The organism is Bradyrhizobium sp. AZCC 2289 (assembly GCF_036924615.1).
GTDB lineage: Bacteria > Pseudomonadota > Alphaproteobacteria > Rhizobiales > Xanthobacteraceae > Bradyrhizobium.
Genome location: NZ_JAZHRY010000001.1, coordinates 7256123 through 7271563, shown reverse-complemented (window position 1 = coordinate 7271563; position 15441 = coordinate 7256123). Strand labels below are relative to the sequence as shown.

Below are 15441 nucleotides of genomic sequence, written 5' to 3'. Positions count from 1 at the left end.
AATGAACCCCACGCCTGAACCCGCCCCTACGTTAAAGCAATTGCTGGCCTTTTATCTCGAAGCCGGGGTCGATTGCGCGCTGACGGACGAGCCGGTCAACCGGTTGGCCGAGCCCGACGCCGTTCCCGCTGCGGCGCCGCGCGAAACGGCGGCACCGCGCGCGGTCCGGGAAATCCCGGCCGCAACGCCGCCAATTCCGCGCAGCGAAACAGCGGTCGCGCCGGAAGCGGCAATCAGCTCAGCCAGGGAAGCGGCGCGAACCGCGCCGACGCTGGAGGCGTTGCGCGCGCTTCTGGAGAATTTCGACGGCTGCGCACTGAAGCATACCGCTACGCGGCTGGTGTTCGCCGACGGCAACCCGCAGGCGCGCATCATGTTCGTCGGCGAGGCCCCCGGACGCGACGAGGATATCGAGGGGCTGCCGTTTGTCGGACGTTCCGGCAAATTGCTGGACCGGATGATCGCGGCGATCGGGCTCGATCGCAGCAAGGCCTATATCGCCAATGTGATTCCGTGGCGGCCGCCCGGCAACCGCACGCCGACGCCGCAGGAGACGCAGATCTGCCTGCCGTTCATCCAGCGGCAGATCGAACTGGTCAATCCGGAAGTGCTGGTGACGCTCGGCAATCCCTCGACGCAAACGCTGCTGCAGACCCGCGAGGGCATCATGAAAACCCGCGGGCGCTGGTTCGATTACGACACCGGAACCCGCACCATCCGCGCCATCGCCACGTTTCACCCGGCCTATCTATTGCGGTCGCCGTCCTACAAGCGGATGTCGTGGCAGGATTTGCGCGCGATCGCCAAGGCGCTGGTGCAGACCGGGTCTCCCTCATCCTGAGGAGCACGCGCAAGCGTGCTTCTCGAAGGATGGGCGACGGGCCTCATGGTTCGAGACGGCGCTGCCGCGCCTCCTCACCACGAGGAACTACGGCGTCTTCGGCCGCACGATGGCCCAACCGATCCGCAGCAGCGGTTGCCGGCCGTTCACCATCCATTCGAAGGCGCGCGGCACTTCCGGCACCAGGCCGGGAAACCGCTGCGCGATATCGGCGGGCGGCGTGCCTGAGGTGTCGGAAGCACGCCAGACCAGGACGCCGCCGGTTTCATTAAACTTCGTCACGTTAAGCCACGGCGTCCGTTCCGGCGCGGCATCGAGCAGCAGATGTGGGCGGCCCTTGTCCATCGCGACCAGGGCGGCAAGCTGCGGATCGCCCGTCACCGCGCGCAGCCGCTGGTTGGTGCGCCGTTCAAAGCTGTCGCCGAAGAAATGCGCAATCGCATTCGCCGGCAGCGAGGTCGGCACGTCGGCAGTTCCGGTCCAGGGCAGGAACAGCGTCGCTGCGATCGCCACCAAGGCCGGCGCGGCCAGGGCCGCCGCCCAGACCGAACGCAACAGGCGCTGGCGCCGCAAATGGATCAGATCGCCGGTCGCAACGACCACGGCCAGTCCCGCCATCAGGAGCGCCACGCCTGCGCCGCCCACCACGTGGTCCAGATTGAACAGGCCGGCGATCAGGCTTCCGAGCAACGCCGGGGCAATCGCAAAGAAATAGACGAACTGGCGCGACAACGGATCGACCGGCGGCCGATAGATGATCGGCGTTTCCTCCGCATTGCGGGCGAACCAGCCCGAATTGAGGATCACGAGCAGCACGATGCCGGACATCGCCAGCACCAGGCCGCCGAGCAGGCTGCCCCAATGCAGCGCCCTTCCGCTGAGATCGTCGATCGCGGGTAACGGCGGCATGACCAGAAAATCCGACCGGAACAGCCAGATCAGATAGGGCAGCACCAATACGACGATCACCAGCAACGAATACAGCGGATCGAGCGACATCAGCGTGCGCCGCCCGCGCGGGGTGGCGAGCGCGAATCCGAGGACGAGCAGCAACAGCCCGATCGCCGCCGGTGTCGTCAGCAGCAACAGGCCGGCCTCGATCGACCATGCAAACCACGCGTTGTGCCGTTTCTGGCCCATCAGCCGCCATGAATGCAAAAGCAGCAGCGCCCAGAGCGGGCGCGCCAGCACCAGTGGACCGAATTCAACGCCGGGCGAGCTGAAGACCACCACCGTCATGGTCAATAGCACCGCGAGCACCGCCTGCTGGCCGCCGACAATGGCGCGGCCGAGCTGGTATAAGGTCAGGAAGGTCGCAATCGTGCACAGCTGCGCCAGCAGATAGACGCCGAACATGTGATTGCCGGCGGCACGGAACGCGATATCGGCAAGCCAGAACGCCAGTGGCGGGCCCAAATCAGTGCCGACCTGATATTCCCGGCCGAAGGCCAGCACCGTCGCAAGATCGCCGGGCGGGCTGCGATAGAGCAGCAGCGGCAGGAACAGCCAAAGCCCGGCCTGAAGCAGCACCACGAGCCAGACCACCAGCCGCGGCCGGGCACGGATCAGTTCGACAACCAGGGAGGTGAAGCGCATGAAACGTCCGAAATGCCCAAGTAAATGCACAAGCAAACGTGCAGGCCAGGCGTTCAAGCCGGCCTTTTCCGATCCGCACGTGTGATAAAGGCCGCGGGCTGCCGAAGCAACTGGCGTTAGATAACGGCGGAAACCTCAGGCGTGATCGGCGTTTCGACCGTGAAAAGGTCAGGTTCGACGGTGGCCGACTGATGCTTTTCCCGCGCGGCGACGACGGGGGCGAAGAAGCGGCGGTGATGGACGCTCGGTCCGAGCCGGTCGAGGGCCTCGCGATGTTCCGGCACCGCGTAGCCCTTGTGGGTTTCGAAACCGTAGCCCGGGCAATCCAGCGCCAGTGCGCACATCAGGCGGTCGCGCGTCACCTTGGCGATGATCGAGGCGGCTGCGATCGACATCACGATTCCGTCGCCACCGATCACGGCGTCGCAGTCGCACGCCGTATCGATGCGGTCGCGGCCGTCGACGAACACATGCTGCGGCGTCTCGGGCAGCGCGTGCACAGCGCGGGCCAGCGCCCACAGCGAGGCGCGCAGGATATTATCGCGATCGATTCGCGCCGGCGAGGCAAAGGCGACCGCAAACGACGCGGTCGCGCAAATTTCCTCGAACAATTCCTCGCGGCGTTCGGCGGTCAGCCGCTTGGAATCGTCGATGCCCTTGGGGATTCGCCTGGGGTCGAGCACGACGGCCGCGGCGACCACCGGACCCGCCAGCGGACCGCGCCCGGCCTCGTCGCAGCCAGCCACCGGCCAGACCCCGCGCTTGATCAGCGCGCGCTCGCGCCGAAAGCTCGGCGGCGAAACCGTGATCACGCCGTTCGGTAGCCCGTCGGCCTTTTTCCTGGATTGGTCCCGAATCATGCTCGGGATGGTGCGCAGGCAAGACCGGCGACGCAACCGGGAACCGGGTCCAATTCCCGCTATTTAATTGTGGGTCAATCCGGCAGATGAACCCGCCGGTCGTCGCCGACCTCGATACTTGGCGCGACCACGACTTCCCAGGGATGATTGTCCGGATCTCCAAAATATCCGGAATAGCCGCCGTAATCGGTCGTATGTGCCACCTTGAGCAGCGACGCGCCTTTGGAGACCGCGAAATCCAGCACCGCATCGACTTCCTCGGTCGAACCGCAGTTCCAGGCAAGCGTCGTTCCGCGAAAGGCTTGCGGCTTCGGCTTATCGGGAAGCGTGACGTCCTGCGCGAGCAGATCCCACGGAAAAAGTCCGAGCACGGTGCCGCCGGTGTCGAAGAATGCAACCGCTTCGCCGGTGGCGCGAAATCTTCGCGCAAAGCCCAGTGCTTCATAAAAGGCGATGCTGGCGCGCATATCGCTGACGCCGAGCGTGATGACGGTGAGACGCGCGACCGGCGCGGGCAGTTTTTTACTCATACAGTTTCCTCATCCGTCATTGCGAGGAGCCAACGGATCGCGCGAATGCGCGCCCGATGACAGGCTCCGCGGACGAAGCAATCCATTCTTTCTTTGCGCGGTCGCATGGATTGCTTCGCTTGCGCTCGCAATGACGACTATTAAAACAAACTCAGTTGCTGCCCGCTGCGCTTGGGCCTCGCGAAATGATCCGTCGTCAGCTTCGCGCGCCGCTTGTTGAGGCCAAGCTTTTCGCAGGCGATTTCGAACCGGCGGCCGATCATCCAGGCCATCGGGCCGGTACCCTTCATCCGCGTGCCCCATTGCGAGTCGTAGTCGCGGCCGCCGCGCATATCGCGGATCAGGGTGAAGACGTGGCGATAACGGTCGGGATAATTCGCCATCAGCCATTCGCGAAAGAGGTCGCGCACTTCGAGCGGCAGCCGCAGCAGTACGTAACTCGCTTCCCTGGCGCCGGCATGCGCCGCCGCATCGAGAATGCGCTCGATTTCGGCGTCGTTCAGCGCCGGGATGACAGGGGCGACCATCACCGTTGCCGGAATGCCGGCCTCCGCCAGTTGCCGGATCGCCTCCAGCCGTTTCGGCGGCGTCGAGGCCCGCGGCTCCATGGTGCGCGCGAGTTTCGGATCGAGCGTCGTCACCGACAGCGCGACCTTGACCAGATTGCGTTTGGCCATCCTTGCGAGAATGTCGATGTCGCGCGTCACCAGCGCCGATTTGGTAACGATGCCGACGGGATGGCCGGCGCGCTCCAGCACCTCGAGAATGCCGCGCATGATTTTGTACTCGCGCTCGATCGGCTGATATGGATCGGTGTTGGTGCCGATCGCGATCATGCGCGGTTCATAACCCGGCGCCGCCAGTTCCTTCTCCAGCAACTCCGGCGCGTCCGGCTTGGCGAGCAGTTTCGATTCGAAATCCAGCCCCGGCGACAGGCCGAGATAGGCGTGGGTCGGCCGCGCGAAGCAGTAGACGCAGCCATGCTCGCAGCCCCGATAGGGATTGATCGAGCGGTCGAAGCCGATGTCGGGCGAGTCGTTGCGGGCGATCACCTTGCGCGAGGTATCGATCCCGACCGTGGTCTTGAATGGCGGCAGCTCGTCCAGGCTCTGCCAGCCGTCGTCGAAGGCGACCCGGGCCTCAGCCTCGAAGCGGCCGCTGTCGTTGGACTGTGCGCCGCGGCCGCGCCGCCGCTCGCGGTCGATCGCAACGGCGAGTTCCGGAAAAGGAGTCGCACCCGCCGGTTCGGAGGGCGCCGTGACCGGCGGGTGCTTGAGGGCATGAGAGGATGCTCGGCTCATGGGTCACTACATAGCACGCCTTGAGAACAAATCAAGAACAAGGATGACGACAATCCACAACGTGAAAACAAAAACTGGATTGGAGTCGCAGCTTTTACTTGCCGCAAAAAACTGCAACCGGACGGCTGTTTTGATTGTGACAAGATGCTAACAGTGCAGCGTTTTTCACTATTTGAGCCATCGAAGCCTCAATGCTGAGCGTGATTATTCCGACCGAAGGGGTCGAACAGCCTGCCGTCGCGACGCTGGCGGCCTTGGTGCCGGGCGCAGCGGCAGGCCTGGTGCGCGAGGTGGTGCTGGTCGACCGCGCCGGTACCGGCGTGATCGAACGGGTCGCCGACGTCGCCGGCTGCCGCTTTCTGCCATTCGAGGGAACGCGCGCCGCGGCACTGGCGGCGGGCGCACGTCAGGCGCGCTCACCCTGGCTGATGTTCCTGCACGCCGGCGCCGTGCTCGACTCCGGCTGGATCGAGGAGACCACGCAATTCATCCAGGGCGTCGCGAACAGCGGCCGGCCCCGCGCCGGGATTTTTCGCTATGCCCGCTCGCCCTATGCCGACACGGGGCTGCGCGACGGCCTCAAATTCGTGGCCCGCATGATTGCGGGTCCGTCGGCTGAACAGGGGCTCTTGATCGCCCGCGATCATTACGACCGGCTCGGCGGTTACCGGCCGGATGCCCGCCGTTCCGAAGCCCGCCTGCTTCGGCAGCTCGGCCGCCGCTCCCGCACGATGCTGCGCAGCCGCATCGTGGTCGCCTAGGCCGGCTGGCCCCAAACAAATATTGAAGCCGGATTCCGCTCCAATCAGAGCCCGACAGCGCCGCCGAAATATACTTGCCAAAGTCAAATAATTATTTGACAATGGCAAGTATCGAGGCGCGCCATGACTCTACAGGATTCGGCTCCACAGGATTCCGACGACCAGATCACGGCGGTACGCGCTTTCAATCGCTTCTACACCCGCAAGCTCGGCGTGCTCGACCAGCATCTGATGAAAAGTCCGTTCTTGCTGAGCGAGGCGCGGGTGCTGTACGAACTTGCGCACCGGGATGATTTGTCCGCCAAGGGGATCGGAGCCGAACTCGGCCTCGATGCCGGCTATCTCAGCCGGATCGTCCAGAATTTCGACGAAAGCGGGTTGATCACCCGCAAGCCGCTGGCCTCGGACCGCCGGCAATACCGGCTCGCCTTGACGGCCAAGGGACGCCAGGCTTTGCGAAGCTTGATCGCAGTTCGCACGACGAGGTCAGCGCGATGCTGGCCGCGTTGCCGCACGGCGCCGGCGCGCGGCTGACCGGCGCGATGGGGACAATCGAACGGCTGCTCGGCGATTCACAGGCGCCATTTCCGCCCGCGATCCTGCGCGAGCCCCGCCCGGGAGACATGGGATGGGTGGTGCAGAGCCACGGCGCGCTCTATGCCAGCGAATACGGTTTTGATTCATCGTTCGAGGGCCTGGTCGCGGAGATCGCGGCAAAGTTCCTCGCCTCGTTCGACGCCTCCCGGGAGCGCTGCTGGATCGCCGACATCGATGGCGTCCAGGTCGGCTCGGTCTTCCTGGTCCGGCACAGCGACGATGTCGCAAAACTGCGGTTGCTGCTGGTCGACCCGGCGGGCCGCGGCCAGGGGCTGGGTCAGCGGCTGGTTGCAGAGTGCATCGGCTTTGCGAAGGCCTGCGGCTATCGCAAGATCACGCTGTGGACCCAGAGCATCCTGGTCGCTGCCCGCAGGATTTATCAGGACGCCGGATTCGTGCTGGTCACCACCGAGCCGCATCGCAGCTTTGGCCAAAGCCTGATCGGCGAGACCTGGGAGCGCGAATTGTAGAATGGGTAGAGCCAAGCGAAACCCATCACGGACATCGCGCACACGGATGATGGGTTTCGCTTCGCTCTACCCATCCTACGCCGAAGCGCCCTTAGCCTTCGGCCGCCGCAGATGCTCGTCCAGCCGCGGCATGATCTCGACGAAATTGCAGGGCCGCGTGCGGTAGTCGAGTTGGGCGGCGAGGATGCCGTCCCAGCCGTCGCGGCAGGCGCCCGGCGAACCCGGCAGGCAGAAGATGAAGGTCGCACCGGCAACGCCGGCGGTCGCCCGGCTCTGGATCGTCGAGGTGCCGATCTTGGCGTGGCTCAGCATGTGGAAGGCGATCGAAAATCCATCCATCCGCTTTTCGAACAGCGGCTCGATCGCCTCCGGCGTGACGTCGCGGCCGGTAAAGCCGGTGCCGCCGGTGGTGATGATGGCATCGACGCCGGGATCGGCGATCCATCGCTTGACGATGATGCGGATCGCATCGACGTCGTCGACGACGATCTCGCGCGCCGCGAGATGGTGACCGGCGGCAACAAGCCGGTCCACCAGCGTCGCGCCGGACTTGTCATCGGCGAGCGTGCGGGTGTCGGAAATCGTCAGCACCGCGATGTTGAGCGGCACGAATTGTTTGGTTTCGTCGATGGACATTGCACGACACCTCTTCGCCACACACTCCGACGTCATCCTGAGGTGCGCGCGCAGCGCGCCTCGAAGGATGGGCCGGGGGCTCGTCATCCTTCGAGGCTCGCGAAGAGCTCGCACCTCAGGATGACGCTACCATCACCTAACGGCTACAACGCCCCCGAACCGAACGTATTGCAGGCCTGCACCGTTCCCTGCTGATACCCTGTCATAAACCATTGCTTGCGCTGCGCGGCGGAGCCGTGGGTGAAGGAATCGGGCACCACCCTGCCCGTCGCCTTCCGCTGCAGCGTGTCGTCGCCGATCGCCGATGCCGTCGTCAGCGCGGCGTCGATGTCGCCGGCTTCGAGGAAGCCCGGCCGCTTCTTCTCCTCGCGGTTGACCCAGACGCCGGAGAGGCAATCCGCCTGCAGTTCGACCTTGACCTGCAAGGCGTTGACTTCGGTCTTGTCGCCGATCTGCTTCAGCTGCTGCTGCTTCTGTGTCACGCGCGGCAGGACGCCGAGCAGGTTCTGGACATGGTGGCCGGCCTCATGGGCGATGATATAGGCCGCGGTGAATTTGCAGGCATTGCCCGAGCAGCCGCGAAAGCGCGTCTCGACCTCGCGGAAGAAACCGGTGTCGAGGAAGATCGTCTTGTCCGGCGGGCAATAGAACGGACCCATCGCCGATTCCGCCCGACCGCAACGGCCGCCATTGGTCGAGTTGCGGAACAGCACGATGCGCGGGCCGGTATAGGATTGCCCGCTGGCCTGGAAAATCTCGCTCCAGCGATCGTCGATTTCGCCGAGGATGCCGGAGATCATGCTGCCCATCTCGTCTTTCGGCGCGCCGGTCTTCGCCGGGCCCGACCTGCGATCGGTTTGAATCGTCGGCGCCTGGCTGCCGCCGCCGGTGAGAATTTCCGCGCCACCGATCAGGATGCGCGGATCGATGCCGAAGGCGTAGCCGACCAGGCCGAGCACGATGATGGTGCCGATGCCGAGCCCGCCGCCACCGCCCATCGGAAGACCGAAGCCACCTCCGCCACCGCCGCCGCTGTCGTCGCGACGGTCCTCGATGTCGTCGCTGCGGCGGAAATCATCGTAGCGCATGGCGGTAATTCCTCATTCCCGGCTGGTGGCTCTCAGATACGCAACGCGGCACAAACCTAAAATTTCCGATCCATTAATCAATAACCCGCCCGGCAATTATTGCCTAGTGCGCAGAACCGGCGAATCTTCCTCAGCAATCTCTTCCGGCGACAATTCCGGTTAAGTCGATTTTTACTTTGCCCGGTCAATGTATCGCCAGTCGGTTGTTTAGTCCCGCGTCGCCGACAGCGTCGCCTGAGTCAGAGTAATTGAGTCATGGTTGTGTCGCGTCGCGGGGCGTCTGCAAGGGCGCCCCGCACTAAATTCGAGTCCGAGTCCAGCGCTCGTATCGTCGTCGGCGATTGCGTCGCCGAGATGTCGAAGCTTCCGGCGGGCTCCGTCGATCTGGTGTTCGCAGATCCCCCGTATAATTTGCAGCTGAAGGGCGACCTGAAGCGCCCCGACGAATCCCACGTCGATGCCGTCAACAACGACTGGGACAAGTTTGCATCGTTCGCGGCTTACGACGACTTCACCCGCGCATGGCTGCTCGCCTGCCGCCGCATCATGAAGCCGTCGGCGACGCTGTGGGTGATCGGCTCCTACCACAACATTTTCCGCGTCGGCGCGATCATGCAGGACCTCGGCTTCTGGGTCCTCAACGACATCGTCTGGCGCAAGACCAATCCGATGCCGAATTTCCGCGGCCGCCGCTTCACCAACGCCCACGAGACCATGATCTGGGCGGCGCGCGACGAAAAGGCCAAAGGCTATACCTTCAATTACGAAGCGCTGAAGGCGGCGAACGAGGACGTGCAGGCGCGCTCCGACTGGCTGATTCCGCTTTGCACCGGCGAAGAGCGCCTTAAGGGTTCCGACGGCAAGAAAGTCCATCCGACCCAGAAGCCGGAGGGCCTGCTGGCGCGCGTGCTGCTGTCGTCCTCAAAGCCCGGCGATCTCGTGATCGATCCCTTCAACGGCACCGGCACGACGGGCGCTGTGGCAAAACGTCTCGGCCGCCGCTACATCGGCTTCGAGCGCGACAAGACCTACGCCGCCGCGGCAGAAGAACGCATTGCCGCAATCGAGCCGCTGCCGGAAGCCTCATTGGCGCCCTTCATGACCGCGCGCGAGGCGCCGCGGGTCGCATTCTCCGAACTGATCGAACGCGGCATGATCCTGCCCGGTACCAAACTGGTCGATTCCAAGAAGCGCCACGGCGCCCTGGTTCGCGCCGACGGCGCCATCATGCTCGGCGACAAGGTCGGCTCGATCCACCGCATCGGCGCGGTGGCGCAAGGCTCGCCCGCCTGCAACGGCTGGACCTTCTGGCACGTCGAGACCAAAAAGGGCCTGCGCCTGATCGACGAGCTGCGCGCCGAAATCCGCTCCGAGATGGCGGCGGGCTGAAATCCATCGGCCGATCACGCCAATTCGTCTTGAATCCAGGCAGACGGGGACTAAACTCGACCCGGGCCATTGGCCATTGATTGCGTCGAGCGATCCGCGATGCGAAGGCAATCTGAAGCGCTACTGCTGCTACCGTTGCTGCCGATCTTTCTGGTCGGCCTGTTTCCCATGCTGATCCTGGCGTTGTTGGGATTTGCCGGTCTCGGCCTGCTGGGCATCCTGCTGATCTGCGCCGGTTTATCCGACGCGCTGGAGGCCCACAGCGATTTCAATCAGCACATTATCGTAGAGGGCTATGCACGCCGAACCGAACCGGCGATCGACGCATCAAATCTGCATTCGGCGGTACGTTCCGCGACGGCCATGAGGGTCGCCGGCGCTGCACTGATCATCGCTAGCATATGCGGCCTGTTGTATTCCGGACTATAGCGCGGAAACGCGCGCTCGCGCCCGATGCAATGACAGCACTGCATGCCCTCCTCGAACTCGTCGCTTGCGCTTTTCGCCAGAATTTACGCATGGACATGCCGCCCGCGGCAGTGCCGCCGCGTCCCGTCGGCAACGAAAGGGAGCTTTCCAATGCTCAAATTCTACTTCAACGGCGCGCCGAGCCCGAACAAGGTCGCGCTGTTTCTGGAAGAGTCCGGCCTGCCCTATGAGCTGGTGCCGGTCGATACCCGCAAGGGCGACCAGTTCAAGCCGGAATTCCTCAAGGTGAATCCGAACGGCAAGGTGCCGGCGATCGACGATGACGGCGTGTTCGTGTTCGACTCCAACGCGATCCTGCTCTACCTCGCCGAGAAAACCGGCAAGTACCTCGTCCCGAATACGCCGGCCAACCGCGCCCAAACGCTGTCATGGCTGATGTTCGTCGCTACCGGCCTTGGCCCCTATTCCGGCCAGGCCGTACATTTCAAGCACTTTGCGCCGAAGGACCTGCAATACGCCCACAACCGCTACCAGTTCGAAGCGCATCGGCATTACAAGATCCTCGACGACCATCTCGCCAAGAGCCGCTACATGGTTGGCGATACCTATACGATCGTGGACATGGCGTTCTGGGGTTGGGCGCGGATGGCGGCGTTCGTGCTCGGCGAAGATGGGTTCGCAAAATACCCCAACGTCAAGCGGCTGGTCGATGAAGTCTCGGCCAGGCCGGCCGCCGCGCGCGCGATCGCGCTGAAGGACAAGTTCACCTTCAAGGCGGACATGGACGACGAAGCGCGCAGCATCATGTTCGGCCACCTCAAGACCAAGGCGGCCTGATCGGGCCGACATCGCTGAAGCCGCAGGGTGGGCAAAGGCGCGCAAGCGCCGTGCCCACCATCTATCGATTCAATGTAAGGTCAGATGGTGGGCACGCTGGCGCTTTGCCCACCCTACGAATTCTCACGCCTGTTCTTCGGCAACAACCTTCTTCACCGCCGGCCGCTCCGACATGCGTTGCCGATGCGCCATTACCCGGGGCAGCGTCGAGAGATCGACGCTGTCGCCTTCCAGCCAACCCGCCAGCGTAAACAGATAGGGATCGCAGATCGTGTACTGCTCGCCCATCACCCACGGCCCTTTCAGCATGTCGCGCTCGATCAGCGCAAAACTGGCGCTGACGCTCTTCGGGATCATCCGCTTCATGTCGGCGAAGGAAGCTTCGTCGGTCGCCCAGCGATAGCCGCGCCCCTTATGGGCGTGCGCCACATGCACCGAGGAGCACAGATAGCTGTTGAAGGCCTGCACTTTCGCGAACTCGAACGGGTCGTCGAGCGGCGCCAGTTTCGCTAACGGAAAACTCTGGGCGATGTAGGCCAGCATCGCCGGCGTCTCGGTCAGGACGCCGCGATCGGTCACCAGCGACGGCACCCGCCCCTTCGGATTGATTGCGAGGTATTCCGGGCTGTTCTGCTGGTTGGCCTTGAAATCGAGCTTCACGGTCGTGTAAGCGGCGCCGGCCTCCGCAAGCGCGATATGCGAAGCGAGCGCGCAGGTGCCGGGGGCGAAGTAGAGCTTGAACATGGCCGGTCCTCGTTGAGAAAGCGGCAAGTTAACGGCGCGCCCTCGCGCCGTCCATCCCCTGGGGCGATATCGGCCTTTCGCGGTTGCCCACAGCCGCGCTCCCATGCCATGACGATGCCAGCTATCGAGGGCGTATCATGACCGTATTAATCGCGGGCGGCGGCATCGGCGGGCTGACGCTGGCGCTCAGCCTGCACCAGATCGGCGTCCCCGCACGCGTGTTCGAGAGCGTGTCCGAGCTAAAACCGCTCGGCGTCGGCATCAACGTGCTGCCGCATGCCGTGCGCGAATTGATCGAGCTCGGCCTGCATGACCGGCTCGACGCGTCAGGCGTGCGCACCAGGGAGCTCGCCTATTTCTCCAAGCACGGCAAACCGATCTGGAGCGAGCCGCGCGGCATCGAGGCCGGCTACAAATGGCCGCAATTCTCGATTCACCGCGGCACGCTGCAGCAGATCCTGCTGGATACCGCGATCGAGCGACTGGGCAAAGAGAACATTCTCACCAGCCATCACCTGTCGGGCTGGACCGAGACGGCAGACGGCGTGCGCGCCGAATTCATCGACAAGGCCACCGGCAAGCCGGCGGGCCACTATGACGGCGTGCTGTTGATCGCCGCCGACGGCATCCACTCGGCGGTGCGCGAAACGCTCTATTCCTTGGAAGGCCCGCCGATCTGGAACGGGCGCATCCTGTGGCGTGGCATCACCACCAGCGACGCTTTCCTTTCCGGCCGCACCATGATCATGGCCGGCCACGAGATCCTGAAATTCGTCTGCTATTCGATCTCGAAGCAAGCCGATGCGAACGGCAAATATCAGATCAACTGGGTCGCCGAACGGCACATGCCGCCGACCTATCAATGGCGGCGCGAGGATTACAACCGGACCGCAAAACTCGAAGAGTTTTTGCCATGGTTCGAGAACTGGAAATTCGACTGGCTCGACGTGCCCGGCCTGATCGAGAACTGCCCGCACGCTTACGAATACCCGCTGGTCGACCGCGATCCGATCCCGCAATGGACGTTCGGCCGCGTCACCTTGATGGGCGACGCCGCGCACCCGATGTACCCGATCGGCTCCAACGGCGCATCGCAGGCGATCTTGGACGCCCGTGTCCTCACCCGCGAAATCCTGGCGCATGGCCCGACCAATACCGCGCTGTTGGCTTATGAGGCCGAGCGCCGGCCCGCAACTACCGACCTTGTCATGCTCAACCGGCGCAATGGGCCGGAGCAGGTCATGCAGTTGGTCGAAGAGCGCGCGCCCGACGGCTACAACGTCGTCACCGACGTGCTCTCGCTGAAAGAACTGGAAGACATCGCCGCCAACTACAAGCGCGTCGCCGGTTTTCAGGTCGAAGGCCTCAACGCCAAACCGCCGATTGTTCAGATGCCAGACAGGCTTTCGAGCGCGACGAGATGACCTGTCATTGCGAGCCAACGGGTCGCGCGAATGCGCGCCCGATGACAGGCTCCGCGAAGCAATCCATAGCGCCGCAAGGAAAGAATGGATTGCTTCGTCGCTTCGCTCCTCGCAATGACGACGTTGCTAGACCCAGCTATCGAATAGCCTTCGCGGACTCGACCAGCCGCGCGCTGGTCGTGGCGGTCGCGAGCACGGTGCCATTCTCGGCCATCAGCCGTCCCTCGACGAAGGCGATGGTCTTGCCGAGTTGGGCGACATTGGCTTCGCCCGTGATCGGGCCCGGCTTTGCGGGGGCGAGAAAATTCACCGTCATGGTGATGGTCGCGGTATAGAGCTTTCCGTCGGTCATGACGAATACGGCCGGGCCCATCGTGTCATCGAGCATCGCGGAGAGAATGCTGCCCTGCACGAAGCCTGCCGGATTGCAGAACTCTGGTCTGCCGTCGAAGCCGATCCGGACCCAGCCGTCCCTGGGCCGCGCATCGAGCAGATGCCAGCCGAGCAGCTTTGAGGATGGCGGCGCAGTGAGATGGTCGAGCGCGGTTGCGATCATGGGGAGCCTCCGTTGGCGGCTGTCGTAGCGCAGGCCTGCTGCCAGCATGCTGTCAGCAGTCGCGCAGTCAGCCCTGGAGGCCGAGCCCGTGCGCGATCGCCTTGCGCATGACGTTGGGCAGCGCCTCATCCGCAAGCGTCGCAATCGGCACCCAGCGCATGCCCGCGGGCGCGCGCGTGCGTGCGGCGACCTTTGCGGTGTAGACCACAAGCTCCAGCGGAAAATGCGTGAAGACGTGGGTGACGACGCCCGCCTTGCGGTGCCAGCGCGCGATGCCCTTGTGCACCGGCGCCTGCTGCAGCGCCGCGTTGTCGTTTTGTCCGGCAAGCCAGTCCGAGCCTGGCACTTCGGTCATGCCGCCGAGCAGCCCCTTTTCGGGTCGGGTGCGGACCAAAAGCTCGTCGCCGAGCGTGACGATAAAGGCCGCGCCCCGGCGCAGCGCGCCTGATTTCTTCGGCGCCTTGCGCGGAAAGGTCTCCTGATCGCTGCGCACACGCGCGGCGCAGTCGTCGTTCAGCGGACACAGCGCGCAGGCCGGTTTCTTCGGCGTGCAGATCGACGAGCCGAGGTCCATCAGCGCCTGCGCGCTATCGCCGGCGCGAGACTTCTCGTCGCCGGCGCGAACATCGCCAAGCAAAGTTGCGGCCAATTGCCGGATCATCGGCTTGGCCTGCGGCAGCGGCTCCTCGACCGCGAACAGCCGCGACACCACCCGCTCGATATTGCCGTCGACCGGCATGGTGCGGCAATCGAACGCGATCGCCGCGATCGCCGACGCGGTGTAGGGCCCGATCCCGGGCAGCGCCTGCAGGCCTTGCTCGGTATCGGGAAACACCCCGCTGTGATCGCGCAGCACTGCGACCGCGCAGGCATGCAGGTTGCGCGCCCGCGAATAATAGCCGAGCCCGGCCCACATCCGCAGCACATCGTCGAGCGAGGCGCGGCCGAGCGCCTCGACATCGGGCCAGCGCGCCAGAAATTTCTCGAAATACGGCCCGACGGTTTTGACGCCGGTCTGCTGCAGCATGATTTCCGACAGCCAGACGCGATAGGGATCGGCACGCTCGCCGGCCGGCGGCCGCCACGGCAGCCGGCGGCGGTGCCGGTCGTACCAGTCGAGCAGCCGTGCAGGCCGGCCGGAGGCCGCTTCAGGCGCTTTTCGTCGTTTGATCTTGGTGGCCGCGGAAGAAGTCATCAAGGCACTCTAGTGTTGGAACGCAAATCCCTCCACGTCATGCCCGCGCTTGTCGCGGGCATCCACGTCTTTCTTCTTCGTGAGGGGTTGTAGAGGTGGATGGCCGGGCATAGGCGAGCGCAAGCGACGCCGTCCTTCGGACGGCTATGCCCGGCCATGACGGTTGAGATGGTTCCGTCTACGCTAC

Annotated in this window: 15 protein-coding genes and 1 pseudogene; 7 read left to right on the top strand and 9 right to left on the bottom strand. The window is 64.2% G+C overall.

The features are described 5' to 3' along the window. Nucleotide 1 precedes the first annotated feature (1 nt). Nucleotides 2-841 (top strand): uracil-DNA glycosylase, encoded by an 840-nt coding sequence (locus V1289_RS34515; RefSeq protein WP_334402798.1) that lies wholly within the window; start codon nucleotides 2-4, stop codon nucleotides 839-841. Between the two features lie 87 nt (nucleotides 842-928). Here the strand turns inward: V1289_RS34515 and V1289_RS34510 are convergent, their stop codons facing one another. The 4 genes from V1289_RS34510 to V1289_RS34495 all read right to left on the bottom strand — a co-directional run bounded on the left by V1289_RS34510 (nucleotide 929) and on the right by V1289_RS34495 (nucleotide 5128). Further along, nucleotides 929-2437, bottom strand: coding sequence for a glycosyltransferase family 39 protein (locus V1289_RS34510; RefSeq protein WP_334402796.1), 1509 nt, complete (start codon nucleotides 2435-2437; stop codon nucleotides 929-931). A 116-nt stretch (nucleotides 2438-2553) separates the two neighbouring features. Then, nucleotides 2554-3297, bottom strand: coding sequence for a ribonuclease HII (locus tag V1289_RS34505; RefSeq protein WP_334402794.1), 744 nt, complete (start codon nucleotides 3295-3297; stop codon nucleotides 2554-2556). Between the two features lie 74 nt (nucleotides 3298-3371). Then, nucleotides 3372-3827: a VOC family protein gene (locus V1289_RS34500; protein ID WP_334402792.1), complete on the bottom strand. Its 456-nt coding sequence runs from the start codon at nucleotides 3825-3827 to the stop codon at nucleotides 3372-3374. A gap of 140 nt (nucleotides 3828-3967) precedes the next feature. Further along, nucleotides 3968-5128 carry a PA0069 family radical SAM protein gene (locus tag V1289_RS34495; protein WP_334402790.1) on the bottom strand — a complete coding sequence of 387 codons (1161 nt, stop codon included), beginning with the start codon at nucleotides 5126-5128 and terminating at the stop codon, nucleotides 3968-3970. Between the two features lie 191 nt (nucleotides 5129-5319). Between V1289_RS34495 and V1289_RS34490 the strand changes: the two genes are divergently transcribed. Next, nucleotides 5320-5889 (top strand): glycosyltransferase, encoded by a 570-nt coding sequence (locus V1289_RS34490; RefSeq protein WP_334402788.1) that lies wholly within the window; start codon nucleotides 5320-5322, stop codon nucleotides 5887-5889. 123 nt (nucleotides 5890-6012) lie between these two features. Continuing rightward, a pseudogene (locus V1289_RS34485) lies at nucleotides 6013-6956 on the top strand (bifunctional helix-turn-helix transcriptional regulator/GNAT family N-acetyltransferase). 75 nt (nucleotides 6957-7031) lie between these two features. Here the strand turns inward: V1289_RS34485 and moaB are convergent. Further along, nucleotides 7032-7592 (bottom strand): molybdenum cofactor biosynthesis protein B, encoded by a 561-nt coding sequence (gene moaB / locus V1289_RS34480; protein ID WP_334402787.1) that lies wholly within the window; start codon nucleotides 7590-7592, stop codon nucleotides 7032-7034. Nucleotides 7593-7735: 143 nt separating this feature from the next. After that, nucleotides 7736-8680, bottom strand: a complete 945-nt coding sequence (ypfJ, locus tag V1289_RS34475) for a KPN_02809 family neutral zinc metallopeptidase (RefSeq protein ID WP_334402786.1) — start codon at nucleotides 8678-8680, stop codon at nucleotides 7736-7738. A 255-nt stretch (nucleotides 8681-8935) separates the two neighbouring features. On the opposite strand from ypfJ, the gene V1289_RS34470 reads away from it, so the two are divergent. The 3 genes from V1289_RS34470 (at nucleotide 8936) to V1289_RS34460 (ending at nucleotide 11335) form a co-directional block, all read left to right on the top strand. Then, nucleotides 8936-10069, top strand: coding sequence for a site-specific DNA-methyltransferase (locus tag V1289_RS34470; protein WP_334402785.1), 1134 nt, complete (start codon nucleotides 8936-8938; stop codon nucleotides 10067-10069). A 135-nt stretch (nucleotides 10070-10204) separates the two neighbouring features. Continuing rightward, on the top strand, nucleotides 10205-10498 hold the full coding sequence (locus V1289_RS34465) for a hypothetical protein (RefSeq protein WP_334402783.1): 294 nt from the start codon (nucleotides 10205-10207) through the stop codon (nucleotides 10496-10498). A gap of 150 nt (nucleotides 10499-10648) precedes the next feature. Then, on the top strand, nucleotides 10649-11335 hold the full coding sequence (locus V1289_RS34460; protein ID WP_334402781.1) for a glutathione S-transferase family protein: 687 nt from the start codon (nucleotides 10649-10651) through the stop codon (nucleotides 11333-11335). 123 nt (nucleotides 11336-11458) lie between these two features. On the opposite strand, the gene V1289_RS34455 is transcribed toward V1289_RS34460, so the two are convergent. Next, on the bottom strand, nucleotides 11459-12079 hold the full coding sequence (locus tag V1289_RS34455; RefSeq protein ID WP_334402778.1) for a glutathione S-transferase family protein: 621 nt from the start codon (nucleotides 12077-12079) through the stop codon (nucleotides 11459-11461). Nucleotides 12080-12216: 137 nt separating this feature from the next. Between V1289_RS34455 and V1289_RS34450 the strand changes: the two genes are divergently transcribed. Next, nucleotides 12217-13503, top strand: a complete 1287-nt coding sequence (locus V1289_RS34450; protein WP_334402776.1) for a flavin-dependent oxidoreductase — start codon at nucleotides 12217-12219, stop codon at nucleotides 13501-13503. A 136-nt stretch (nucleotides 13504-13639) separates the two neighbouring features. On the opposite strand, the gene V1289_RS34445 is transcribed toward V1289_RS34450, so the two are convergent. Next, nucleotides 13640-14059: a PaaI family thioesterase gene (locus tag V1289_RS34445; protein ID WP_334402774.1), complete on the bottom strand. Its 420-nt coding sequence runs from the start codon at nucleotides 14057-14059 to the stop codon at nucleotides 13640-13642. Nucleotides 14060-14126: 67 nt separating this feature from the next. Further along, the gene (locus tag V1289_RS34440) at nucleotides 14127-15254 is read right to left on the bottom strand and encodes an A/G-specific adenine glycosylase (RefSeq protein WP_334402772.1); all 1128 of its coding nucleotides are present in this window, start codon (nucleotides 15252-15254) and stop codon (nucleotides 14127-14129) included. Nucleotides 15255-15441 lie beyond the last annotated feature (187 nt).